This is a genomic window from Gelidibacter salicanalis (assembly GCF_016469035.1).
In the GTDB taxonomy this organism is placed as follows: Bacteria; Bacteroidota; Bacteroidia; order Flavobacteriales; family Flavobacteriaceae; genus Gelidibacter; species Gelidibacter salicanalis_A.
The window spans coordinates 1-26,357 of record NZ_JAEHJZ010000026.1 but is presented as its reverse complement, the minus strand read 5'-3'; the positions used below and the strand labels follow the sequence as shown (position 1 = coordinate 26,357).

General features: G+C 38.4%; 19 protein-coding genes and 2 pseudogenes. 8 read left to right on the top strand and 13 right to left on the bottom strand.

The features are described from left to right. Window positions 1-105 precede the first annotated feature (105 nt). Window positions 106-1,002 (bottom strand): diacylglycerol/lipid kinase family protein, encoded by an 897-nt coding sequence (locus JEM65_RS10945; protein ID WP_199599348.1) that lies wholly within the window; start codon window positions 1,000-1,002, stop codon window positions 106-108. Between the two features lie 62 nt (window positions 1,003-1,064). Between JEM65_RS10945 and JEM65_RS10940 the strand changes: the two genes are divergently transcribed. Next, window positions 1,065-2,033, top strand: a complete 969-nt coding sequence (locus JEM65_RS10940; protein WP_199599341.1) for an App1 family protein — start codon at window positions 1,065-1,067, stop codon at window positions 2,031-2,033. A 74-nt stretch (window positions 2,034-2,107) separates the two neighbouring features. Here JEM65_RS10940 and JEM65_RS10935 read toward each other — a convergent pair whose 3' ends face one another. Then, window positions 2,108-4,048 (bottom strand): S9 family peptidase, encoded by a 1,941-nt coding sequence (locus tag JEM65_RS10935; protein WP_199599340.1) that lies wholly within the window; start codon window positions 4,046-4,048, stop codon window positions 2,108-2,110. Between the two features lie 181 nt (window positions 4,049-4,229). Here JEM65_RS10935 and JEM65_RS10930 point away from each other — a divergent pair, with 181 nt between their 5' ends. Continuing rightward, window positions 4,230-5,357: a vWA domain-containing protein gene (locus JEM65_RS10930; protein ID WP_199599339.1), complete on the top strand. Its 1,128-nt coding sequence runs from the start codon at window positions 4,230-4,232 to the stop codon at window positions 5,355-5,357. Between the two features lie 125 nt (window positions 5,358-5,482). Next, window positions 5,483-6,949, top strand: a complete 1,467-nt coding sequence (locus JEM65_RS10925) for a magnesium chelatase (RefSeq protein ID WP_199599337.1) — start codon at window positions 5,483-5,485, stop codon at window positions 6,947-6,949. Between the two features lie 922 nt (window positions 6,950-7,871). Here JEM65_RS10925 and JEM65_RS10920 read toward each other — a convergent pair. Genes JEM65_RS10920 through JEM65_RS10910 form a run of 3 tightly spaced genes read right to left on the bottom strand, consistent with a single transcriptional unit; the run spans window position 7,872 to window position 12,167 of the window. Then, a complete protein-coding gene (locus tag JEM65_RS10920) occupies window positions 7,872-9,494 on the bottom strand; it encodes a M1 family metallopeptidase (RefSeq protein WP_199599335.1) in 1,623 nt (540 codons plus the stop codon). A gap of 3 nt (window positions 9,495-9,497) precedes the next feature. Continuing rightward, window positions 9,498-10,835: a M28 family peptidase gene (locus tag JEM65_RS10915; protein WP_199599333.1), complete on the bottom strand. Its 1,338-nt coding sequence runs from the start codon at window positions 10,833-10,835 to the stop codon at window positions 9,498-9,500. A gap of 30 nt (window positions 10,836-10,865) precedes the next feature. After that, window positions 10,866-12,167 (bottom strand): DUF6265 family protein, encoded by a 1,302-nt coding sequence (locus JEM65_RS10910; protein ID WP_199599331.1) that lies wholly within the window; start codon window positions 12,165-12,167, stop codon window positions 10,866-10,868. Window positions 12,168-12,257: 90 nt separating this feature from the next. On the opposite strand from JEM65_RS10910, the gene JEM65_RS10905 reads away from it, so the two are divergent. After that, window positions 12,258-12,638 (top strand): BlaI/MecI/CopY family transcriptional regulator, encoded by a 381-nt coding sequence (locus tag JEM65_RS10905; RefSeq protein WP_307810555.1) that lies wholly within the window; start codon window positions 12,258-12,260, stop codon window positions 12,636-12,638. Further along, window positions 12,638-14,056, top strand: coding sequence for a M56/M15 family metallopeptidase (locus JEM65_RS10900; protein ID WP_199599329.1), 1,419 nt, complete (start codon window positions 12,638-12,640; stop codon window positions 14,054-14,056). The genes JEM65_RS10905 and JEM65_RS10900 overlap by 1 nt, the downstream gene beginning before the upstream one ends. 84 nt (window positions 14,057-14,140) lie before the next feature. On the opposite strand, the gene JEM65_RS10895 is transcribed toward JEM65_RS10900, so the two are convergent. The 5 genes and pseudogenes from JEM65_RS10895 to JEM65_RS10875 form a co-directional block, all read right to left on the bottom strand. Then, complete coding sequence (locus tag JEM65_RS10895; RefSeq protein ID WP_199599327.1) at window positions 14,141-15,946, bottom strand: acyl-CoA dehydrogenase family protein; 1,806 nt, start codon at window positions 15,944-15,946, stop codon at window positions 14,141-14,143. 43 nt (window positions 15,947-15,989) lie between these two features. Next, a pseudogene (locus tag JEM65_RS10890) lies at window positions 15,990-16,356 on the bottom strand (four helix bundle protein). Between the two features lie 41 nt (window positions 16,357-16,397). Further along, window positions 16,398-17,588, bottom strand: a complete 1,191-nt coding sequence (locus tag JEM65_RS10885) for an acetyl-CoA C-acyltransferase (RefSeq protein WP_199599325.1) — start codon at window positions 17,586-17,588, stop codon at window positions 16,398-16,400. Window positions 17,589-17,706: 118 nt separating this feature from the next. Next, window positions 17,707-20,100, bottom strand: a complete 2,394-nt coding sequence (locus JEM65_RS10880; protein WP_199599323.1) for a 3-hydroxyacyl-CoA dehydrogenase/enoyl-CoA hydratase family protein — start codon at window positions 20,098-20,100, stop codon at window positions 17,707-17,709. A gap of 4 nt (window positions 20,101-20,104) precedes the next feature. Next, on the bottom strand, window positions 20,105-20,557 hold the full coding sequence (locus JEM65_RS10875; protein WP_199599322.1) for a MarR family winged helix-turn-helix transcriptional regulator: 453 nt from the start codon (window positions 20,555-20,557) through the stop codon (window positions 20,105-20,107). A 310-nt stretch (window positions 20,558-20,867) separates the two neighbouring features. On the opposite strand from JEM65_RS10875, the gene JEM65_RS10870 reads away from it, so the two are divergent. Continuing rightward, window positions 20,868-21,215: a hypothetical protein gene (locus JEM65_RS10870; protein WP_199599318.1), complete on the top strand. Its 348-nt coding sequence runs from the start codon at window positions 20,868-20,870 to the stop codon at window positions 21,213-21,215. Between the two features lie 320 nt (window positions 21,216-21,535). On the opposite strand, the gene JEM65_RS10865 is transcribed toward JEM65_RS10870, so the two are convergent. From JEM65_RS10865 to JEM65_RS23110, 3 genes and pseudogenes are all read right to left on the bottom strand, one after another. Further along, the gene (locus JEM65_RS10865; RefSeq protein WP_199599317.1) at window positions 21,536-23,308 is read right to left on the bottom strand and encodes an AMP-dependent synthetase/ligase; all 1,773 of its coding nucleotides are present in this window, start codon (window positions 23,306-23,308) and stop codon (window positions 21,536-21,538) included. Between the two features lie 125 nt (window positions 23,309-23,433). After that, a complete protein-coding gene (locus JEM65_RS10860; RefSeq protein WP_199599315.1) occupies window positions 23,434-24,090 on the bottom strand; it encodes a T9SS type A sorting domain-containing protein in 657 nt (218 codons plus the stop codon). Next, window positions 24,091-24,198 (bottom strand): annotated as a pseudogene (locus JEM65_RS23110) (hypothetical protein); the annotation flags it as partial. It abuts the gene before it with no gap. A 751-nt stretch (window positions 24,199-24,949) separates the two neighbouring features. On the opposite strand from JEM65_RS23110, the gene JEM65_RS10850 reads away from it, so the two are divergent. Together JEM65_RS10850 and JEM65_RS10845 are read left to right on the top strand one after the other, a co-directional pair. Beyond that, window positions 24,950-25,777, top strand: a complete 828-nt coding sequence (locus tag JEM65_RS10850; protein ID WP_233530618.1) for a tyrosine-type recombinase/integrase — start codon at window positions 24,950-24,952, stop codon at window positions 25,775-25,777. Further along, window positions 25,777-26,357, top strand: a 581-nt coding sequence (locus JEM65_RS10845; protein WP_199599309.1) for an IS91 family transposase, incomplete at its 3' end; no start/stop codon positions are given. The genes JEM65_RS10850 and JEM65_RS10845, both read left to right, overlap by 1 nt.

The window sequence follows — 26,357 nt, the reverse complement described above, 5'->3', positions numbered from 1 at the left end:
GGATTTAGGGTGAAAGTTGTTAATTGATTGGAAGTGCTTGTTTTTCCCTTCAATAGCCTCACTTTAAAACCCACTCCTGTTGCTATATTACCAGTATTCTCGAAACTATAAATTGTTAGGCTCTTGCGTGGGAACCATGATTTTTAGTTTTGTAGAGAGCAGTTCTGCCGAAACACGCTTGACATTGCCTATGAATTCACCATCCACTTGCAACGAAACTTCAGATGGACACGCTATACTGACTTTTGTGGCTGGGTAGCACTCTACAAATTCAGGATTTCTATAGGAGTCTTCGTCTAAGGTTTTTAAGATATCAATGAGCATCAATTTTTTAAATATCAACACTTCAAATATACCATCGTCCATTTGTCCTTCAGGATTGATGACAGCGCCAGTCCCAAATTGTTTGGCATTGGCAATAGCCACCATCACCCCTTGTAGGTTGATAGTCTGGTCGTCAATGGTCAAGGAAAAGCTATAGGGCAGATCAGATTCCATTAGCGTAGGGATGGTTTGAAGTGCATACCCCAGTTTACCGCGTATCTCGGAGTTTTCGTAATTTTTTATCAGTGTAGCGTTGATGCCAAGATCAGCAATATGCAAACAGAGATGGTCATTGATAGAGATCATATCCAGAAGTATATAAGAGTCTCCCAAAGCAATGTCTATTTGATCTTCTACGGTGGTTGGAAATTGAAAATTGGAGGCCAGGCCATTGGCAGAACCCGCAGGAATTAGACTTAGGGCAACATCTCTTTTATCTACAGCTTTTGCGACCGTTTGTATGGTACCATCCCCGCCCACAACCATTATCTTTTGAATGGATTGCGTCTCTATGATTTTTCTGATATGGGATTCATCCTTCTCACCCGTGGTTTCATAAGTTGTAAACACTACTTTACGGTGATTTAGCACCTCGGTGATTTCTTGGATCAATTGTTCTTTACCTGAACCACCAGAAATGGGATTGACCACTAATAATAATTTATTTTTCGAATCCATAACACCTATAAAACTGCTTAAATTTAGTAATTTGTAACTTATTATAAATAATTATTTTTCAATTGTCAAAACTCGATTTAAAACTATACCGCGGCTATGTTAATGATCAGGAACTCATTGTTTCTGGGCATGTTTTTAAATCTTGGGCACCAGATAAATACCGGTTAGATAAAAAAGGAATTAGGCATGCCGTAGCCATTCTCCATATGTTCAGGATTAAACCCTTTTCCAATGTTGAAGTAACTCTAAGCTTCAAAGACCTTAAAGTGACCACCAGAACTTTGGACGATGGTTTTTTTAGGTTCACCGTTCCTTTTAATGAAGATTTGGAAAGTGGATGGCATCCTTATCAGGTGACCTGTAAATTATATGATTTTGGGATTGTCAACTACGGTGAGATCTTAAAGCCCTTTAAAAGCAAATTAGGAATTATTTCAGATATTGATGATACCTTTTTGATTTCGCACAGCAATAATTTTTTTAAGAAATTGTATGTGCTTTTATTGAGAAATGTCAATAATCGGAAAATTTTTGAAGATGTCGTGCAGCACTACAAAGCGCTTAGTACGGCAGGACAAACTAACAACCAGGCGTCTAATTCTTTTTTCTATGTATCGAGCAGTGAATGGAATCTATACGAATTTATCGAAACCTTTGCACGTCTACATGAACTTCCTAAAGCGGTTATAAAACTTAAAAAAATAAAAGCTGGGATTTCTGATTTCTTATTTACGGGAAGAGGAAGTCACGATCATAAATTTGTCAAGATTAAGGACATTATTTCGTTTTATCCGCAATTGGATTATGTGCTTTTGGGTGATGATTCACAGCATGATCCTCAAATTTATGAACGCATTTGTAAAATTTTCCCTAAAAATATTAAAGCGGTGTATATCCGGCAGACATCGAGCGCAAAAAAAAATAAGGTAGCCACTATTTTAGCCAATGTAGCAGATATGGGCGTGGCCACCTGTTACTATCAATTTAGCCACAAAGCAATAGAACATTCAAAATCTATTGGTATTATCTGATTTTTTGATACACTGATGAATCCAAAGTCTTTTGGATTTTGGATTCATTGTATAGAGTCTGGGATTGCATTCTTTTATTGGGGTGTCTTTTCTGTTTTTAGTTCACTATCAGTTTGCTGCTCTTTGTTTTTTAAATAGGTATCCAAAAACTGAACCACTCTACTATACGCTTCTATTTGGTTCTCCTTTTTTACAAACCCGTGACCTTCATCCTCAAACAGCACATACTCCACAGGAACGCCATTTTTTCGGACACCCGCTACAATTTCATCGGACTCTACTTGTAAAACCCTAGGATCTTGGGAGCCTTGCAAAACGATGAGTGGCTTAGTGACTTTATCGGTATGGAATAATGGCGAAATACGTTTGAGTCGTACAGAATCAGCAGTAAACGGATCGCCTAATTCCAAATACAATGATTTTCGCATTGATTCCCAATATGGTGGAATACTTTTCAGGGTTCTGATCCAGTTGGTAACGCCAAATAAATTTACCCCCACATCAAATTCTTCGGGTGCATAAGTTAGGGCTGCCATGGTCATATATCCGCCGTAAGAACCACCAATAATTCCTATTTTGCCGCCATCAATTTCGGGTTGGTTGGCCAGCCAATTTTTACCCTCTACACAATCCTGTAAATCTTTTTCACCATGATTTAAGTCGTCCATTTGGTAAAATGTTTTCCCATAACCACTGCTTCCGCGGTTGTTAACCGCCAATACAGCATAGCCTTGATTGACCATATATTGGATCATAGAACTGAAATTCTGACGGGTTTGTCCACCAGGACCTCCGTGAACCCAAACCATTGCGGGTACTTTATTGTCTTCAGAAGCCTGGTGCGGCAAGTAATAAATGGCAGGAATTTCAACACCATCAAAAGATTTGTAACGTACCACTTTAGCGGTAACCAAATCTTCTGGGTGAATCTCCTCATTTAAAACATTGGTGAGTTGGTGTTGTTCCTTCGTTTCAAAATTGTAAGTAAATAAGTTGGAAGGCATATTTGACCCACCCACATATAGACGCATCCATTTTTCGTCATTGCTAAAGCCAACGCTGGTAATACTTTGATCTCCAAAATCGGGTAAATCTATAGGTTTGTTGGTTTTTGTGTCAATAACTTCAATAGCGTTCTTTCCGTCCTCATTAACGTAAACTACCATATAGGTGCCTTTTTCTGTAAATCCGGTACCAACTATATCCCATGGTTTTTGCAGCACGTTAGAGGTTTCTTTGGTGTTCAAATCATACGTCATTAAATAGGAAAATTCTACCCCGTCATCAGTCGTGTAATACAATGCGTCACTATCATTAGAAAAATCTTGTGCTGAATTCCCACTTTGGTTGACGTTGATTTTTGTTTTCTGTCTCGTTTTTACATTATAAACAAATAAGTCGCTGTCATTGGTATTTAACGATTGTACTAAGGCAATGTGGTTTTTGTCCTTAGAAATGGCGCTAAAATTGAGACCGTCATTATTTTGATAAATCATCTTAGAGTTGAAATTGGTAACATCCATTTCATAGACATCGAAAAATTTCGGATTCATTTTGTTAGAGCCGAAGTAAAAAGACTTGCCATCATCTGCCCATCCGTAAAATTGTGCTTTCGCTCCTTTTTCTGGCGTTAAGTCTTTGATGGTTCCAGTACTGTCCCGTAAAAAAATATGGCTGATTTCATCGCCATTACTATCTGCAGAAATCAGCATACGGTCATCATGTGGAAAAAAGGATTCTGCAAAATAAGATGTACTGTCTGATGCTGTAATGGGAGTATAGTTGCCTCCAGTAGTGGGTACGGTGTACACGTTATATATTCCCGAACGGTTACTGGATATTAAAAGTTTGGAATTGTCATAAGAAAAACTTCCGCCACCTACGGCTTCGTTGTCCATAAATTGTTCAATGGTGTACTGCTGTACGGCCTCTGCTGTGTCTTTTTTTTGTGCTTCTTTGTTATCTTTGCAACTCGTGCATAAAAGAATTAAGAAGATGAAAATAAAATGTTTCATGTGATTGGTTTTTGTGTTGATTAGTTACAGTTATGCTCATGAAGGTTGTTGATCCTATAGGCTAGTGAAGCGCTATAGATCAATGACTTGCCCTAAAGATAACAAAAACGTATTACTTGATTAGCAAAATCGATGTTAATAGCAATAGTGATCGTGTAAAATGTCGTATTTTTATAAGGCTATGACAAATGATAAAAATAAACGTAAAGGCTTTGTCTTTAAGACCTACGAAGCCCCATTTCAGTCGCCTTTTGATAAATTATTTGAAATTTTCAAGGAACTGATTACACATACTTCTGGCGATTTTGACGAAGCCATTGATTGGTTACGCGAGCTAGATAAGGAGTATAAACTGACTACTGCAGAATATACCGTTGATGATTTTATTGAAGACCTCAAGAAAAAAGGCTATATCAAAGAAGAAATTGATCCTGACGGCAAGGGCGGAATGGCCATTACTGCAAAAACAGAGCGCGCCATCCGCCAACAAGCCTTAGACCATATTTTTGGGAGTATCAAACGCAGCGGACAAGGGAATCATAAAAGTAAAAGCCCCGGAATTGGCGATGAGCATACGGGCGATTTTAGGAATTATCAGTTTGGGGATGCTTTAGATAAAGTATCGATGACTGAGAGTTTAAAAAATGCACAAATCAACCACGGTATTGGCGATTTCAGATTATCTGAAGACGATTTGGTGGTTGAAGAAACATTGTATAAATCGCAAATGAGTACAGTCTTAATGATTGATATCAGCCACAGTATGATTTTATACGGCGAAGACCGCATCACCCCCGCTAAAAAAGTCGCCATGGCTTTAGCAGAACTGATCACTACACGTTATCCAAAAGACACCTTAGATATTATCGTATTCGGAAATGACGCTTGGCAGATTGAAATTAAGGATTTGCCTTATTTAAAAGTTGGTCCTTATCATACCAATACTGTTGCCGGTTTGCAATTGGCAATGGATTTACTACGACGAAAGCGAAATACCAACAAACAAATTTTTATGATTACGGATGGGAAGCCCAGTTGTTTGCGCTTGCCTGATGGACAATATTATAAAGACAGTGTGGGGTTGAATCCGTACATTACCAACAAGTGCTATGATATGGCCCAGCAGGCCAGAAGATTGCATATTCCAATTACCACGTTTATGATTGCTCAAGATCCCTACTTAATGCAGTTTGTGAGAGAATTTACACATGCCAACCAAGGAAAAGCATTTTACACCGGACTTAAAGGTTTAGGCGAGATGATTTTTGAAGATTATGAAACGAATAGGAAGAAAAGAATTAGGGGGTGAGTTTTAAGAGTAGAGAATAGAGAAAAGAGAAAATAGAATTTAGAAAAGAGAGAAGAGATTGCGGATAGAGAGTAATACTTACCGAAAGAACTACTGTTGGCTTTCTCAGACTTAAAAAATAAAAAATGAATATAAAAAAGATAACAACCTTAGGCGAACTTAAAAAAGCCGGATACCAAAGCAAATCCATAAAAGATGAATTACGAGATAATCTGATTCTGAAAATTAAAAACAGAGAAACCACTTTTGAAGGTGTCCATGGTTACGAAAATACCGTTATTCCGGAATTGGAACGCGCCATTTTATCAAGACATAATATCAATCTATTAGGCTTACGTGGACAGGCAAAAACGCGTTTAGCGCGTTTGATGCTCAATCTTTTGGATGAATATATTCCCGTTGTAGAAGGTTCAGAAATTAATGATGATCCATTACACCCTATTTCTAGGTTTGCCAGAGAATTGATCAAAGAGAAAGGCGATGATACGCCTATTTTTTGGTTACATCGAAGCGAGCGTTTTGCTGAGAAATTGGCAACACCAGATGTGACTGTTGCCGATTTAATTGGTGATGTAGATCCGATTAAAGCAGCCAATTTAAAATTGAGTTACGCTGATGATCGTGTGATTCACTACGGGATGATTCCGCGTGCCAACCGATGCATATTTGTCATTAATGAATTACCTGATTTACAAGCACGGATTCAAGTGGCCTTGTTTAATATTTTACAGGAAGGCGATATTCAAATTAGAGGCTTCAAATTAAGATTGCCTTTGGATATTCAATTTCTATTTACGGCAAACCCTGAAGATTACACCAACAGAGGCAGCATTGTTACACCATTGAAAGATAGAATTGGTTCTCAAATTCTGACCCATTATCCATCGGATATTGAAACGGCACGCTTAATTACGGAACAAGAAGCGCGCTTAGTGGAAGGACAAAAAGAGATGGTTGAGGTTCCTGATTTGGCAAGAGATTTACTGGAGCAGATTGTTTTTGAAGCTCGGGATAGTGACTTTATTGATTCCAAGAGTGGTGTCAGTGCTCGTTTGAGCATTACAGCCTTAGAGAACTTATTGAGTACTGCGGAGCGTCGCGCTTTAAAAGCTGGCGATGAAAAAACAATCGTGCGCTTGAGTGATTTTGTTGGCATCATTCCATCCATCACAGGAAAAGTAGAATTGGTGTATGAAGGCGAACAGGAAGGTGCCGCAGTAGTGGCTTATAATTTAATTGGCGAAGCTGTCAAAAGTCTGTTTGAAGAGTTTTTCCCGAAGATCGAGAAATTGAAGAAAGATGATGCTGAGACTGCTTATGACGATGTTATTTCTTGGTTCTTTAATCAAAAGGATGGATTTGAACTGTTAGATGATTTAACTGATAAAGAGTATAAAAATCTGTTAGATGCTATTACCCCTTTAGATGAGTTGTTAGCATCACACCAACCTAACCTTAATAAGCACGAGAGCTATTTCGTAAAAGAATTCGTGCTGTGGGCTTTGGTGGAATTTAAACAATTAAATAAGTTTCGGTTTTCTGAAGGCACTCAATTTCAAGATCCCTACGGCAGTTTTATAAGTGGGATTTAGAGTAAAGTATTGATTAAGCTCAATTATCAATGGTAAAATCCTCGGTAGACCTATATTATGTGATGTCTCATTGCCTTTCGATTTTGTCATTCCGACGTAAGGAGGAATCCCATAACAGTAATCCACGGTAGACTTCTGTTATGTGAAGTCTCATTGCATTCGACATGACAAACTGTGTCTTGGTCCTTCCTCTTAGAGTTTGTCATTCCGACGTCAGGAGGAATCCCATAACAGTAATCCACGGTAGACTTCTGTTATGTGAAGTCTCATTGCATTCGACATGACAAACTGTGTCTTGGTCCTTCCTCTTAGAGTTTGTCATTCCGACGTAAGGAGGAATCCCATAACAGTAATCCTCGGTAGACATCTGTTATGTGATGTCTTATTGCATTCGATATGACAAGCTATGTCTCGATCATTCCCCTTAGAACTTGTCATTCCGACGTAAGGAGGAATCCCATAACAGTAATCCTCGGTAGACATCTGTTATGTGATGTCTTATTGCATTCGACATGACAAACTGTGTCTTGGTCCTTCCTCTTAGAGTTTGTCATTCCGACGTAAGGAGGAATCCCATAACAGTAATCCTCGGTAGACATCTGTTATGTGATGTCTCATTGCATTCGACATGACAAACTGTGTCTTGGTCCTTCCTCTTAGAGTTTGTCATTCCGACGTAAGGAGGAATCCCATAACAGTAATCCTCGGTAGACTTCTGTTATGTGATGTCTCATTGTATTCGACATGACAAACTATGTGAAGTCTCATTGCATTCGACATGACAAACTAAGATGTTCCATTTTGGTTTGATTGTATTAAAAACCCATTAGGATGCTACTGGGTTTTCTTACGGGATGGACTCAATATAAAGTTACTATTAACTTAGTCCCATTTTTTCATGATTTTGGTGTAGCCTATGTTGTTAGAGTTTTTTCGAAGTCACATAATAATTAGAATCAACAATCATGGTATTTCCATTAACGGTCATGGTGGACCAATTTGTTTTAGGTGTTAGTTTTTGATATTCCCCATCGATAGACACGGCAATGGGCATTTCAAAATTCGGGACTGTATGGATCCAACGGTATTTCAAGTGTTGGTCTTTAAGTTCATATTCCAAGGTGGGAATTCTATTGTCTCTCAAGTATTGATTGAAAAAAGCGCTCAAATCAATTGCTGAAGTTTCAGAAATATAATTTTCAATTTGTGCGGTAGTGACGGTTTGATGGTAGAATGTTTCGTTTAATCCTCTTAAAATTTCTCGCCACTTGTCATCGTTATTGATCCATTGTCTTAAGGTATGCAGCATGTTGGAGCCTTTATAGTACATGTCGCTAGAGCCAGATTGATTGACATGATACGGCCCAATTATTGGGGTATCGTTTTGGATTGCCTGTCTCGTACCAATAACATATTCGGCGCCCGCGGTCTTTCCATAAAAATAATCTAAAAACAAACTTTCGGAATAAGCGGTAAAACTCTCATGAATCCACATATCAGCAATATCCTTGTAGGTGATGTTATTCGCAAACCATTCATGGCCTGACTCGTGGATGATGATAAAATCAAACTTTAAACCCCAACCAGTACCTGATAAATCACGTCCTAAGTACCCGTTTTCATACCCGTTACCATAAGTGACTGAGCTTTGGTGCTCCATTCCCAAATACGGCACTTCTACCAATTTAAAACCATCTTCATAAAACGGATAGGGTCCAAACCAATGTTCAAAAGCTTCCATCATGCGTGGTGCATCTTTAAATTGTTTTTTCGCCTTTTCTAAGTTGTATTTTAGGACATAATAATCCATTTTGAGCGGACCTTTTTCGCCCTTATAAACTTCAGAAAAATGAACGTAATCGCCAATATTTACATTGACCCCATAATTGTTGATGGGATTGTTAACATACCAATTATAAGTTTTTTTGCCATCTGTATGATCTTCAATACTACGCAGCTGTCCGTTGGAGACATTCATCAAATTCTTCGGAACAGTAACGCTGATGAGCATACTATCTACTTCATCATACATATGGTCTTTGTTAGGCCACCACACGCTGGCACCCAGCCCTTGGCAAGAGGTTGCCACAAAATCATTACCATTGTCATCTTTTTTCCAAGAAACCCCCCCATCCCAAGGTGCTCGGACGGCTTCTTTTGGGTGCCCTTCATAATAGACGTCCAAACTTTGCATGCTTCCTAATTCCTGAGCACTTTTTAAGGTAATAAAATGTGCATTGCCCTGATGCTTAACTTCCAAAGGTGTATTATTTTGAATCACCTTGGTAATCGTTAATGGCGCTTGCAAATCAATTTGAAGCACGGTATGGGGTTCTAAAACTTTATAATGAACGGTGTTTTTTCCTTTTATGGATTTAGAGTCCGGATCAACTTCAATATTCAAATGGTAATACGTCAAATCCCACCAAGCGCGCTCTGGAGTAATAGAACCTCTCAAGGTATCCTGTATTGTAAAGGATTTCTCTTGGGCTGTTATGGATTGAACTATTACTAATGCAAAAACCGCTAAAATGTACTTGTTCATTATTTAGTTTCTTAAAATTGAATTTGGGAACACTACCACGCTTTCATGGCCATCAGGCCCTACAGAAGCAATACCAAAATAGTAATTATCAATGACAATTCCGTTGAGGGTGAATTCTTCAATATTTTCAACGTATCTAGAATGGTCCCAAGTTGGGGAGGTTGTATCCCTCCAATAAATTTTGTAGCCTTTAGCGCCTTCAACAGAATCCCATTTTAATTTAGCTGAGGCCTCTACAATGCCCCCAATGGCAACCATTTTAGGTGGTGGCGGCGCTAATGCCAAACTAGCCAAATTTATGGCGTTTACCGTGGTTAGTTTGGCAGCATATGGAAAATTAACGTGTTCAAAGGTGTCTCCATAAGTGATGCCATTTTCAGTGCGAATATCTTGATGTTGCTGAGTGTAATTTTCGTGAGCTTCCATAATTCGGATGCCAGGAAAACCTAAATCGTTGAAAGGACGATGATGGCCTCCACGACCAAAGCGATCCAATCTATACACCATCATTGGGTTCATTTCCGGCATATAGGTTTGTGTGGTTTTATGCACATAGCGTGCCAATTGACGTGAAATACCATCGACTTCCCCACCATAAAAACGGCGCATTTGACGCTCTTTTTCAGTTTCAGTAGGAGGGACGGGTTCAGAGAAAATTCTAAAGGCACGGTTGTCAATGACCCCATCAACACCTTCAATATTTCCGATCATGTCATTATTGAGAACTCCAATAATGTCCCAACCTTGTTCTTTAGCATAAGCAGCTAAGCCAGCACCGCCAAAAAGCCCTTGTTCTTCTCCGGATAGCCCTACGTAAATAATGCTGCTTTCAAATTTATATTTTGATAAGACACGAGCCGCCTCAATGGTGCCCGCCATTCCGGAAGCGTTATCATTGGCACCTGGAGCATCTGTGGTGAAATCCATTGTGTCACTGCCGCGCGAATCAATATCGCCGCTCATAATGATATAGCGGTTAGGATATTTGCTGCCTTTTTGAACGGCCAGCACGTTAACAATCCAAGCGTCGTGAGGCACGCGACTGTTGCCTTCTTTGGTTACAAAATCCTTTTGGTAGGATACATCCAAACAATTATTACAGGTCTTGGAGATGGTTTCAAATTCTTTTTTTATCCAACGTCGGGCGGCACCAATCCCACGGGTATTAGACACAGTATCACTAAACGTGTTTCGGGTACCAAAATTAACAAGGGTTTGAACATCTTTTTCAATGCGCTCCGCAGAAACACCATCAATAATATCGTAGATTTTTTGATCTGTTTGTGCATTTAGACTCGCACAGAAACACAAGGCAAGACTATAGTTTAAAATATAATTCATATTAGTTTTTTTAGGGAATTAGATCTGTTTTTATTTTGTATAATTGAATTTTACATTTTTAATGCTGCCATCATCTTGCTTAATATCGACGTAAATATTCATTTCATTTTCACTTATTTTCTCGAAGGTCATGCCTTCAAAAACAACTTTGGTTGGTGTGATTTCCTTTAATGGAAAATCGATGGTCTCATCTTTTTCTTCCCAGCCTTTAAGGTCATTGCCAAAATGTTTTAGCTGTAACATCAAGCTGTTCTCAACTTCCCGAATGATTTCGATCTCATAAAAGACCACAGTACCGTTATCGATTAATTTAAACGTCGCCATCATTGAACCTCCTGAAGGTTCACTCCAGTTTTCTTCGGTTTGTCCGCCAAACGCCTCTCCTTTCCAATTGCCAGCAATCCACTTGATGTTTTCAAGGGTTGGGGCCAAGGGTTGGTCAGAAACGCTTGTGTTCATAATTGCTTGATCACTTAATTCGCCCACAATGGCCAGCTTTGTCCCGTCAGGACTGATCGCTAATCGGGTAAGGTTGATAATCTCAAACTCTTTTAAAGAGACAGCTGCAGTCCAACCTATAGTGCTCTTTGTATCTAATTTATAAATAACATCATCTTTGGGCATTAATATGCTGTTCACTGTGAGCCAATATAAGTCCTCACTATTTGGAAGTGCTCTCGCAATAGTTTTGATGGCACCGTTTATAGGATTGAACGATTTGATATCTGATATACCAGAGGTGTTTTTAGAAATAAAACCAATCAAATCCGTATTAGGAATTTGGTGTAACGACCTACCAATATTCGTTGCCACTCTTTTATTTTCTTTGGTTCTTAAATCTGAAATATACAATGAGAGCCCATCATCCTCTAAAACAGCAGAAACGATTTGATGTTGGCCAGCCCACACATGATAGCCAATTACTAGGTCCTTAATGAGAACTTCATTGGTGATTGTTTTTAAATCGTAACGATACAGGTGCTGCTTTCCATCAGGATCCAATCGAATTGCCGACACGGCATTTTGATTTGGAATTTTTAAGGGTGAATATTCGCCACCTTCCGTAAAGCTAATCCAAGTTTTTAATCCGTAGTTGAGGTTGTATTTGATGATGTCTGTTTGGGCATTTCGAGTTCCAGCATATAATATCGTTCCATTATCCATGAACGAAGGCTGATTGTCATAACCGTCGTTGTTAGAAATATTTTTAAAATTTGACACTTTAAAAGTTCCATTAGCACCATTCAAATCAAATAGAAAAACTTCTGTATTAGGCTGTGCGAAACTAAATATATAGTTAAAACTTAAAAGGAATAAAAAAGAGGATCTCATAGAAATTCATTTTCATAAAGATATAATTTTTCAATCTAAACTTGCATATATAATTTATATTACTACATTTGTAGTATTAAAACTATATTTGTGGATATAAAACAATTAAATAAAACCGAACTACAAGTGATGAAATATCTATGGATCCTCAACAAAGGGTTTATGAAAGATATTATAGATCTTTTTCCAGAGCCTAAACCTGCATATACAACAGTTTCGACCTTGCTGAGTAGAATGTGTGATAAAAATTACATTGGCTTTAATAGGTTAGGGCGTGACAAGGAATATTTTCCTATTCTTAAAAAGAATGAATACTTCGCTTCACAAATGAAAACCATGATTACTCATTTTTTTAATGATTCTACGTCTCAGTTCGCCTCTTTTTTTACCAAAAATGCCGATTTTAGTATGGAAGAATTAGAAGAACTCCAGGAATTAGTCAAACAAAAAATCGATCAAAAGAAAAAATAATGATCCATTATATCGTTTATACCATAGTCAGTTTAGGATGTTCTTTTTTAGTCTATCGTTTGTTTCTAAAAAATCAAAAAACGTTTCAGTTTAATCGATTTTTCCTATTAACATCCCTCGTCCTTAGTTTGCTAGCACCTATTATGGAGGTCGAGCTTTTTAATACTATTCCAAGTCTACCTGAAATAAATTTTCAATCCGATGATAGTGCAATAATTTCAGAAGATTTGCTTACTGGGAGAACTGTGGAAACAGTGGAAAAGGCTGACAATTCTTTCAACAACCTCTTGGTGTCAAGCTATTTCATTGTCCTGTTAGTGCTTTTGGTAAGATATGGACTTAATTTTTTTCGGATTATTAAGCTGACCAAAAATAGCAACAAGACTATTGGTGGTTTAAAATTGGTGGGGATTGCTGAACAACAGAATGCTTCAAGTTTTTTTAATTATGTCTTTATTGACCCAAAACAATTGGCAGACGAAGCCTATGCGAAGAATGTCCTTCAACATGAGATGATCCATTCAAAACAGTGGCATACATTCGATATTCTGATTATTGAGTTGTTAAATTGTGTGTTTTGGTTCAATCCTTTTGTGTGGCTTTATAGACGGCAGATTCGGGAAAATCACGAATTCATAGCAGATGATCAGGTCATTCAATCAGGAGTAGATATTACAACCTATTCTAACACTATTATTTATTCAGGAAATAACTATGGCCCAATGCCTTTTACCAGCGGATTTAATTTTAATCATATAAAAACCAGACTCATCATGTTACATCAATCAAAATCATCAGTACTAAAACGAACAGTTAAATCTTTAATCGCCTTGACGCTATTTGCAGCAATTTTCACTTTAAGCTCTTTCAAAGACAGCAAACCACAATTGGTCGTTGTAGTTGATGCTGGACACGGTGGTACAGATTCAGGTAACCTTATTGAAAAAGATGTTGTTCTTCAAATATCTAATAGACTAGCCGCGTACAGCGATCAAAAAATCAAAATCATTGAAACTAGAACTAACGATGAATCCTTAAACTTATCTGAAAGGGTACGTTTTATAAATCAAGTCAATCCAGATTTAGTGATCAGTTTACATTCTAACGCCCATCAAGATTCCAATATTAGTGGGGTGGAGGGATTTTATTATGATAAAAGCAATTATCAGGAATCTTCTTATACATACAGTAAAATTCTTGTCGAAAACCAGTTAAATCAATTCTCTAATCGCGGTAAAATAAATGTTGCAGGGTTCTATATTCTAAAAAATGTGGAATGTCCGGCAGTATTATTGGAACTCGGATTTATTACAAATGATAAAGATAAAGCGATCTTAACCAGTAACAATCATCAAGAATCTATCGCGAAGTCACTATACGAAAGTCTATTGAAAATCAGAGCGCTTAAAACCAACTAAACTATCAATTTTCATCAATCAAAAAGCCAATTCAAATTAATGAATTGGCTTTTCTTAGTTAACAAATTTATGTTAGTCAGAAATTTAGAAACTATATTTATTTTCCGATTTAACTTTTTCAGCAATTGCTTTACGTAAATCGACGATATCCGGGTAGTTCGTGTATTTTACAAAACGTTTCAGACCCATCAGCATCATACGTTGTTCATCTCCTTCAGCGAATGAAATAATGCTTTCCTTACCGTTTTTCTCAACTATAGAAACAGCGTTGTATAAGTATAATTTAGACATTGCGATCTGAATCTCTTGAGATGCCTCACCAAAACGTTTTGCATTTTTCTCAGTTCTCAAAATAGTCGATTCTGCCATATAAATTTCGATCAGAATATCAGATGCAGCCAATAACAATTGTTGTTGGTCATCTAATTTTTCACCAAATTTTTGAGCTGCGGCACCAGCAACCATTAAGAAGACTTTCTTAAGTTTGGCCACCATCTCTTTTTCTTCTGCAAATAACTCAGAGTAATCAGGTGCGTCAAAAGAAGGAATGCCCATTAACTCATCAGCCACTGCTTGTGCAGGACCTAATAAATCTACATGGCCTTTCATCGCTTTTTTGACCAACATGCCCACAGATAACATTCTGTTGATCTCATTGGTGCCCTCATAAATTCTTGCAATACGTGCATCTCTCCAAGCAGCTTCCATAGGCGTGTCCTTAGAAAAGCCCATGCCTCCAAAAATTTGGATACCTTCATCAGCACAATGCTGGACATCTTCAGAAACGGCAACTTTTAAGATAGAACATTCGATAGCGTATTCTTCAACACCTTTCAATTCCGCTTCTTGATGTGAGTTACCCGCCGCTTGGCGGAGTGCAATACGGTCTTCAATGTTTTTAGCAGCTCTGTATGATGCTGATTCACCGGCGTAACAATTGGTTGCCATTTCCGCTAATTTTAACTTAATAGCTCCAAAGTCGGAAATTGGGGTGTTGAATTGCTTGCGTTCATTAGCGTATTGAACGGCAGAGGTGGTAATTCTTCTTTGAGAGTCAAGACAGGCGGCAGCCAATTTAATACGGCCAATATTTAATGCATTCATGGCAATTTTAAAGCCTTCACCACGACCGGCTAGCATATTTTCAACAGGAACAACAGTATCACTAAAGAACACTTGTCTTGTTGAGGATGCATGAATTCCTAATTTATGCTCTTCTTCACCTAAAGAAATGCCATTATTAAGATCCTTTTCAATAATAAAACCAGTGATGTTTTTATCATTTTCTATCCGTGCGAATACAATAAACAAATCACAGAAACCAGCATTGGAGATCCACATTTTTTGTCCGTTGATTTTATAAGATTTTCCGTCTTCAGATAAAGTAGCGGTGGTTTTACCAGAGTTGGCATCAGATCCCGCACCAGGCTCTGTTAATGCATACGCGCCAAACCATTCGCCAGTCGCTAATTTTGGAACATATTTTTGTTTTTGTTCTTCAGTTCCGTAGAGTGTAATTGGCATGGTTCCGATTCCGGTATGCGCTCCAAAGGCTGTACTGAACGATCCAGTGCCACTTGAAATGTATTCGCAAACAATCATGGTAGACACAAATCCCATACCCAATCCGCCGTAAGCTTCAGGAACTGCAACCCCTAAGAATCCCATTTCTCCTGCTTTACGCATCACTTCTTCTGTCAGTGCATAATCTTTAGCTTCAAAACGGTCTCTGTGCGGAATAATCTCACGGTCATTAAACTCAATAACTGAGTCGCGCATCATTTTTTGCTCCTCATTAAAATCTTCCGGCGTAAAAATGTCTTCGCATTTCGTTTCCTTAACGAGGAATTGACCCCCGCGTAGTATTTCTTTTTCTTGTTGTGTTTCCATGTTTTTTGTTTAAGAAAAGAGAGAAAAGAGTAGAGAAAATAGACTATTGATTTAGTCCATTTTGAAATCCCATGGTCATCCTTTGGAATTCTTCTATTTTTTTCTTCTAGCGTTTTTAATTTTTGTTCGTTTATATATTTTCTGTGTTTGGCTACTAATAATTGAGTTCCTAATTCAAAGGAAGACCCTAAAGATATATCCAGGTAGTTGCTAAATGACTTATCAGTTTTTGCGGATCCTTCAGCAATATTACTTGGTATTGAAACAGAGCACCTACTCAATTGAGAAGTTAGATCATAACGTTCGTGTTTTGGAAACTCTACCAATAGGTCAGAAATATCATTTGCAATTTCCAATCCTAAAGACCAAATTTTCAAATTTTTATAATTATGACGTTTTCTAACCCCCATTATAAAAGTCTCTTGTCTATTTTCTCTACTCTATGTTCTAATTACTTAAGGAATTCAAATATTCCACAAGCTCCCTGACCTGTACCTACACACATCGTGACAGCACCGTATTTACCTTGCATGTTGCGTTGGCGCATTTCATCAAATAACTGTACCGATAATTTTGTACCTGTACAACCCAATGGGTGACCTAGGGCAATTGCACCACCATTCACGTTAACGATGTCTGCGTTTAGATTGAGCTCTCTGATGACAGCAATGGACTGAGAAGCAAAAGCCTCATTCAATTCAATTAATTCCAAATCTTTTTGTTCTAAACCTGCTTGTTTTAATGCTTTCGGAATGGCCTTAACAGGACCAATTCCCATAATTCGAGGCTCAACACCTACCGCTGCATAATTGACTAATCGCGCAATGGGCTCCAGATTCAATTCTTTCACCATGGCTTCACTCATAATCATTACAAAGGCAGCACCATCACTCATTTGTGATGAATTTCCTGCGGTCACACTTCCGTTGGCGGCAAATACTGGACGTAGTTTGGCGAGTGCCTCTAAACTTGTGCCAGCTCTGGGACCTTCATCTTTAGTTACTGTATAAGATTTTGTGGCTTTCTTGCCATTGGCATCCACATAGGTTTCATCCACAGTAATAGGCACGATCTGATTTTGAAAGCGATTTTCGGCTTGTGCTTTTAGAGCTTTCATATGCGAATGGTAAGCAAACTCATCCTGATCTTCACGAGAGACGTTAAACTGGTTGGCAACTGCTTCTGCCGTATTTCCCATTCCCCAATAATAATCAGGGTGACCAGCTTTTATGGTATCATAATTCAATTCTGGTTTAAATCCGGTCATCGGTACAGCACTCATGCTTTCGGCACCACCTGCAATGATGCAATCGGCCATGCCTGCTTGAATCTTTGCTGTAGCAATCCCAATGGTTTCGATGCCTGAAGCGCAAAAACGATTGACGGTAACACCAGGTACATCCACACTATCAAGGCCTATTAACGAAATAAATCGAGCCATGTTCAAGCCTTGTGCGCCTTCTGGCATTGCATTACCCACAATAACATCGTCAATACGTTTTTTGTCGAGGTTAGGCAATTCTTTCATCATGTACTGAATGGTCTCGGCAGCGAGCTCGTCAGTCCTTTTAAATCGGAAGACACCTTTGGGCGCTTTACCAACAGCAGTTCTGTATGCTTTTACTATATATGCGGTTCTCATGGTTATATTATGTGTTTTTAGTGAGAAAAGAGAAAAGAGATAAGAGAAATAAGACTTTTTTATCTATTTCAAAACATTCTTATATGGCTTCTCTTCTCTTTATTCTTTATTCTATTTTCTAATTACGTAACGGTTTCCCTGTTTTCAACATGTGTTGAATTCTTTCCAAAGTTTTCCTTTCGGTACAAAGAGATAAGAACGCTTCACGTTCTAAATCCAATAAATATTGTTCAGACACTAGGGTTGGTTCTGATAAATCGCCTCCCGCCATTACGTATGCCAGTTTATTGGCAATCTTTTGGTCGTGTTCGCTGATGTATTTGCTGTCTTCCATAGCGTCTGTTCCTACTAAGAACATCCCTAGCGCTTGTTTCCCAAGTACTTTGATATCGGTGCGTTTTATAGGTTGGGTATAACCCGCATCTGCCATTAATTTAGCATGTGCTTTAGCAGTGGCTAATTGTCTGTCTTTATTGATTACGACAACATCTTTTCCTTTTTGTAATACACCCAAATCGAAAGCTTCATAAGCTGATGTGGAGACTTTGGCCATAGCAATTGTTAAAAAGTAATCTTGAAGTGTGTTTAATTTGACATCACCTTCTCTAAAGTTGTCCTGAGCGCGCAGTGCCATCTCTTTTGAGCCACCACCGCCAGGAATCACACCTACACCAAACTCTACAAGTCCCATATAAGTTTCAGCTGCAGCAACAACCATATCAGCGTGCATTGATAATTCACACCCACCACCAAGTGCCATACCATGAGGTGCCGCAACGGTTGGGATAGAAGAATAACGCATACGCATCATCGAATCTTGGAAATATTTGATTGCCGCATTCAATTCGTCATACTCCTGCTCTGCAGCCATCATAAAGATCATTCCGATATTGGCACCTACAGAGAAGTTTGCGGCTTGGTTACCAACAACCAATCCTACGAAATCTTTTTCAGCAATGTCAATCGCTTTATTTAAGCCAGAAAGCACATCGCCACCAATAGTGTTCATTTTAGATTGGAATTCTACATTTAAAATGCCATCTCCTAAATCTTCAACAACAACACCAGAGTTTTTATAGACTTCTTTCGACTTACGGATGTTATCTAAAATGATAAAGGCATCCTGTCCCGGAACTTTTTCTTGCTTTTTTGATGGAATATTGTAAAAGAAGGTGTTGCCTTCCTTAACGGTGTAGAATGATTTGTTACCTGATGCCAGCATCTCAGTAACCCAAGCAGCAGGTTCTAAGCCTTCCGCTTTCATCAATTCTATTCCTTTTTCCACACCAACGGCATCCCAAATTTGGAAAGGCCCATGTTCCCATCCAAATCCAGCTTTCATGGCGTCATCTATTTTATAAAGCTCCTCTGTTATTTCCGGAATCCTGTGGGAAACATAAGCAAACATTGCTGCAAAATTCTTTCTGTAAAATTTGCCAGCTTTATCTTTTCCTGAGATTAAAATCGGGAAGCGGTCAACCACTTTATCCACAGTTTTTGTCAGTTCTAAAGTCGCAAAGCGTGCCGATTTCCTATCTCTATATTCTAAGGTGTTGAGATCTAAAGTTCTAATATCCTTGCCTTCTTTTTTGTAGAAGCCTTGGCCAGTTTTACTTCCCAACCATTTGTTTTCCATCATGGTGTTGATGAAATCTGGCAATTTGAAAAGCTCGTGAGATTCATCTTTAGGACAATTTTCATAAATACCATTGGCCACGTGCACTAATGTATCCAATCCAACCACATCAACAGTTCTGAAGGTGGCCGATTTTGGACGGCCAATAACCGGACCAGTTAATTTGTCAACTTCTTCAACCGTTAAGTCCATTTCCTTAACTTGATGGAACAAACTCTGAATACCAAAAATTCCGATACGGTTTCCAATAAACGCAGGTGTATCTTTTGCTGTTACGGATGTTTTTCCTAAGAATTTTTCGCCATAACCATTTAAGAAATCCAATACCTCTTGAGAGGTTTTTGGCCCAGGAATGATTTCAAATAATTTTAAGTAACGCGCAGGGTTGAAAAAGTGCGTGCCACAGAAATGTTTTTGGAAATCTTCACTTCTTCCTTCACTCATATAGTGGATAGGGATACCAGAAGTGTTAGAGGTAATCAATGTGCCAGGCGTTCTGTGCTTTTCAAGTTTTTCAAACACTTGTTGCTTAATGTCTAAGCGCTCCACAACCACCTCCATAATCCAATCCACATCCTTTACTTTAGCAATGTCATCTTCAAGATTACCAGTACTAATTCTACTCGCAAAAGATTGGTGGTAAATAGGAGAGGGCTTCGATTTTAGAGATGCAGTCAAAGAATCATTCACAATTCTGTTTCTAACGGCTTTATCCTCTAAAGTTAATCCTTTAGCTTTTTCAGCATCAGTCAATTCTTTTGGTACAATGTCAAGAAGCAACACATCAACACCAATATTGGCAAAATGACATGCAATACCGCTTCCCATAATTCCGGAGCCAACAATGGCTACTTTTTTTATTCTACGTTTGCTCATGTTATTATAAACTATTTTCTTTTTGATTGTAAATATTTTTGTTTGAAATCATATTATTGATTACTTCAGCCACTTCATAAAAGTGTTTCAGTTGTTCGTCAGTGACGCTCTTTCGAATGGTTTCATTAAAAATCAGTACTTTTTCTCTAGAATAGGCACGCTTTTGTTTTCCAAAATCAGTTAAAAAAATCAAAACTCCGCGGCCATCTTCCGGATTTGGGCGACGCTCAATCAAGCCGCGTGCTTCCATAGACTTTAAAGTTCTGGACAAACTTGTGGCTTCCATTCCCATTTTGGGTCCCATCGCTGTAGATGGGGTCCCTTTTTCAGGATCAATACTCAATAGAGCGAAACCTGTTGCCATGGTACTGTCAAACTTAGAAGCTTCTTCATTATACATTTTAGTAACCGCTAACCAAGTGGTTTTGAGTACATAATCAATGGTTTTATCTTTCATTTTTAATTATAAGGAAACCAAATATACAAAAATTTATTATGCATGCATAGTAAGTTGTGATAATTTATTTATAAATTTTAGAGGTTGGGACATGGGATTTTTAGTCTTTGTAAATGACTATTATCTAGCACGATTTTATTATTGTGTATGGGTTATTTGTACTTTTGCCGCCACTATTTACCATCACACTTTTGACATGGCTTTATTTTTTAGGAAACAGGGAATACACAATTTTATGTTACCGCCTGTTTTTGGTTTATGTGTTTTGTTTTTTAGCAGGTTTTTATTCTTTCTTTATAATTATGATGTTTTGGAAGCATACTTTGCAGGGGAGTTTTTGAGGCTGTCTTATTACGGATTGGCTTTTGATAACGATGCCATTTTATATGTCAATATCCTACTTATTTTGTTATCCATCGTACCGCTAAACGTTACCACACCAGATCTTGGTACCGTAAGCTCTTATTCTATGCATTTTTTGAAGAACTTCATTGCCTGCGCACTAAATTTTGTGGATTTATTTATAAAAAGTTCAACTTCGTCATCAATAGGCGATCGGTACCGATTCTGTTTTATAAATCGGATGGAAGCTTGGTTGGCACAAATACCGATTTGGCGCAGCAAATTAATATTTATCCAACGTTGTTGGATATTATAGGATATATTGAACCTTCTAGAAGTTGGGGTAGGAGTCTGATTTCTGAAGATGGGGTTGTGCCTTTTGTAATCAACTCTAACGCGCCGTAATATCATATGTTACATGACAATTACATCTGTACGTTTGATGGACAACAAGCCATGGGTTTTTATGATATTAACGGTAAAAATCTTGAGAATAATCTGATTGGTAATAAAACTCATGAATGGAAGCGACATAAATAGCGTGCCAGGAATTTTAACAAGATTATTTTGAGCGGATTGTGGATAAGAAGTTGAGGTTGAACTAATATAAAAGAGCTTCAATGAAGCTCTTTGTTTTTATGGTCTGTAAATCTTTTCAATAAGATCTTTATAAATTTCTTTGATAATTTTTCGTTTCATTTTTAGGGTGGGGGTTAAATGTCCACCTTCAATAGTCCAAATATCGGGGGTCAGTTCAAATTTCTTAACCTGTTCCCAGTTGCCAAAATGTTTATTAGCCTTATCTATTTCCTTTTGGATTCTTGCGAGCACAATTTCTGACTTTCCGATAGAATTATTGTCCAACTGAACATCCATTTGTTTGTGTTTGATCCAATCTTTAATGAATTCAAAATTTGGCTGAATCAGTGCGGCGGGCATTTTTTCGCCTTCACCAATCACCATAATTTGCTCAATAAAACGCGACTGTTTTAACTCGTTTTCAATCAGCGCAGGGGCCACATATTTTCCGCCAGAGGTCTTAAACATCTCTTTCTTACGGTCCGTAATCTTTAAAAAGCCGTCAGCATCAATTTCTCCAATGTCGCCAGTGTGAAAATAATCGCCAGTCATAGCTTCATTTGTTTTTTCAGGTTCTTTAAAATAGCCCAACATTACGTTTGGTCCCTTTACAAGAATCTCTCCATCCGAAGCTATTTGAATCATCACTTTGTCTAAAACCTTTCCAACAGTGCCTACCCTGAAACCACCATCGCGCATATCATTTACGGCAATTACAGGAGACGTCTCCGTTAAGCCGTAGCCTTCCATGATAGGCATTCCTGCCGCAGCAAATGTTCGCGTCAGTCGTGGTTGCAATGCAGCACTTCCAGAAACCATAAGTTCTAATTGACCACCAAGGCCTTCTTTCCATTTGCTGAAAATGAGTTTTCTGGCTAATTTAAGTTGTGTTTCATACCACCAACCGTTAGCGCCGTAGGGCTCATATTTAAGACCTAGCTCGATAGCCCAGAAGAATAATTTTTTCTTGATCCCTGTTAATTCACTTCCTTTGGCAACAATCTTATCATATACTTTTTCATACAACCTTGGCACTGCGGTCATCACATTTGGCTTGACTTCTTTCAGATTGTCACTCATTTTGTCAATTGATTCTGCAAAATAAATTTCTACCCCACAATATTGGTAGAGGTAGATAACCATCCGCTCAAAAACGTGACAAACCGGTAAAAAACTTAAGGCTTTAGACTTGCCATTTTCAAATGGTACACGTTTTTGACTTGCTAACACATTAGATACCAAATTGTCATGAGATAGCATAACGCCTTTTGGTTTTCCCGTGGTGCCAGAAGTATAGATCAAAGTGGCCAAATCGTTTGGTTTAACAGCAGCCATCCGTGCTTCTACCTCCTGTTGGTTACTCTCATCTTTACCTAATTCTAAAATTTCGTTCCAGTTTTTTTCACCTGTAATAGCGTCAAAAGTATATATGGCTTTTAGTTTCGTATTGGCTTTGATGGCATTCACTTTAGCCAAAACCTCTTCATCAGAGACAAAACAGATGACAGATTCAGAGTGGTTTAGGATATATTCGTAATCTTGCTCAGAAATTGTTGGATAGATAGGAGTGTTTTGTGCTCCAATTTGCAAGATGCCAATGTCCATAACATTCCATTCCGTTCTATTATTGGTAGAAATGACAGCAATCTTATCATTTGGCTGCACCCCCAAGCGTAATAAACCTCTACTAATGGCATTGGCTTGGTCTACATATTCTTTAGAAGAAATTGATTTCCATTCGCCGTCACTTTTTGTAATAAGCGCCTTTTTAAGGTTGTAGTGTTTTAATTGATGCCTAGGGATATCAAAAATTCTGGTAACGTCCGTCATTAGTTATATGGAGTTTAGTATCTGCAAAGTATGAAATTAAATAGGATTTTCAAATACGGACCTAAAAAAAGCGGATTCTAATACTATAAAATTCTAGAAAGTTAATAATTTTAAGGAGCGAAAATTTACTCTTTTACCACTCTAAACGTGTGTGTTTTGTTATTGGCCTTCACTTTTAAAATGTATAAACCCGTAGCAAGATCAGAGAAATCTATGGCGTTAGTAGTAGCGACCGCTTGCTTGATTAGCTTTGATTCAAAATTGTAAATTTCATATTCAAAATTTTCAGCATCCAAGTTTTTAACGTAGGCAAAATCTTGCGTTGGATTTGGATATACTGACAGTTGTAGAGCCGGTTCAACGGTCTCAAACTCTGAATGCTCTTTATTGCAGGCATTTTTTAAATAAGGTTGTAAATCAGTTTTGTCATGTACTTTTTCATAAGCGAGATCTTTGGCTTTTGTTAATACCTCGCAAGCTTTAGCGAAGTCCCCAAGGTCATGATAAATAACGCCTAGGTTGCGTAACGCAAACGAGTTGTTTTTATTTATTCTTAAAGCTTTTTTTAGATCAGAAATACCTTTTTGAGATTCTCCCAAACGGTGATAGAGAAGGCCTCGTGTGGTTCTTAAATCCCTTTCTGCTGTACCTTGACTGCGTCTATAAATGCCATCTTCATGCTGAAAAGCTACATTAATGTTTTTCATAGCTTTTTCATTTTCACCTAAATCAGAATACGCTATAGCCAAAAGCCATTGTGCAAAACCGTGTTTGGGAACCATTTCTATAGCTTTATTTAAGTAGCTGATGCTAAGATCGTAAGCTTTTATTTTAGTGAGGTAAGCTCCTAAGTTATAGTATAATCGACTTTCTTTTGGAGAGGTGTTAATGGCTTTTATTTTATAGTGAACCGTGTGATTCTCTAGTTCATAACTTTCATAAATACCAGCTAAATAGTCAAAAACTGCCGCCTGTGTTTTATTAGGGCCTATTATGTTTTTGTCTTTAACGATTTTGTCTATTTTCCCTTCAAGTAGTTTAAAATCTCTAAGCGCTAAGGTATAGTTGCCTAATATATATCTAGCTGCAGCTCTGCTGTAAAATGAATTAAAGTCGTCTGGATTTTTTAAAAGCTTTTCATTACTACTTTTTATTGCGTCTTGAGCCTTGTTAATAATCGCTTTGTTTTTTGTGTTGTAAGAAAGTCTGTAGTCAGAACGCTTTAATACAGTACCATTTTTAAAATCCCAAGTCGTTAAAATCTCACCTTCAGAATTATATTGTTTTCCTTTTAAAAACCGACCAATGTTATCATGGTAGAAAACTTCGTTTAAATTTCCGGAAGTATAATACGTTTTTAAACTATCTATTCTTGAATCAGCACCATACCAAACTATTTTGGCGATAATGCCATCATCGTAAAATATGCTATTAACTTTACTGGAATCTGTGTTGAACGAATCCTCCCTACCGGTCGGAAGCCCTCCTGAACCTTTCAGATCGGATGTTCTTTTTGTAAATGTAATAGATTTATTAATTTGTAGCTAAATATTAAATCTAATATCATGTTTAAAAAAAAGTAAAACCATTGCTGAACGCGCTTTTGAGGAAGTAGCAGGTTTCAGTACGCTCCAGAACAAATTGGAGCAGAGCTTTTCCATTAACGGCAAAGCCAAAAGCACCTTAAACAATTACCTCCGATGCCTAGCACATCTTGCCCTGCATTATAAACAGAGCCCAGAAACGCTTTCGGTGGAAAATATTGAGTCTTACCTTTATTACTGCCAAAAACTCCACAAAACCCCATCTGAAAGTTTCTTTAAGCACACCATTTTTGGGCTGAGGGCCGCCTACAAAATCATGGGCATGGAGACCAAGCGGGTAGCTTTGCCCCAGATCAAACGGGATTTGAAACTGCCGATTGTTCTGAGTCAGGAAGAGGTCAAGCGTCTTTTAAAAGCGCCCAAGTATCTTAAGCACCGTTTGATCATTGGAATGCTTTACGGCTGTGGAATTCGCAGCTACGAACTTTGCAATCTCAAATTGGCAGACATCGATTTTGATCGCAGAACGGTCTTTATCCCCAAGAAAAAAGGGAAGATCGACCGCTATGTCCCTTTAAGTAAATATCTGGTCAGAGGGCTAAAGAAATATATCAAAACGGAAAATCCTCAAGGCTATCTTTTCAACAGTCAGGTCACCAAAGATGGAGTAGCTCGGGGGTTGACCACCAATGGAATCCGATGGGTCATCAAGGAAAACCGCAGTAAAATAGGCAGTTCCAAAAAGATAACCGCCCACACCTTGCGCCACACCTTTGCCACGCATTTGTTGGAATATGGCGTTGACATTGTCAGCCTAAAAGAACTTTTGGGCCATGCGCATATCGAGATGACCCTGACCTATCTGCATGTGGCCAATCTGCCCAGTGGTTCGAAGTTTTCTCCTTTGGATAAGCTCTACGATTAATGCGCCCCAAACATACGGTGGCTGATATTTTAGAAATGGAGCAGCTACAGCTCAGAAATTTGAGCCTGACCTCTTGGCATTACCGAGCCTTGCAGGCCATAAGAAGGTGCCGAACCAAAGCTATGGGCGGACATATTGATAAATGCGATTGTTGCCATGCGTTGCACATCAGTTACAATAGTTGCAGGAACAGGCATTGCCCAACCTGTCAGGGGCACAAGCGCGAGGAGTGGATCCGTGCACGCGGGGATGAACTCTTGGACGTTCCCTATTTTCACGTGGTGTTTACCCTTCCCAGCGAGTTTAACAGCTACGCATTGAGCCACGGCAAAATAGTGTACGGCAGTCTGTTCAGAGCTGCTTGGCAGACCTTGCAGCAATTTGGGGACAATCCCAAGCACCTTGGTGGTAGAATGGGGATGATTGCGGTGCTACATACTTGGGGCCAGAATATGAGTTTGCACCCTCACCTGCACTGCATTGTGCCAGGCGGTGGTTTGAGCAGATCAGGACAATGGAAAATAGCAAAGAATAACGGCAACTACCTGTTCAACGTAAAATCCATGAGCCAAGTGTTCAG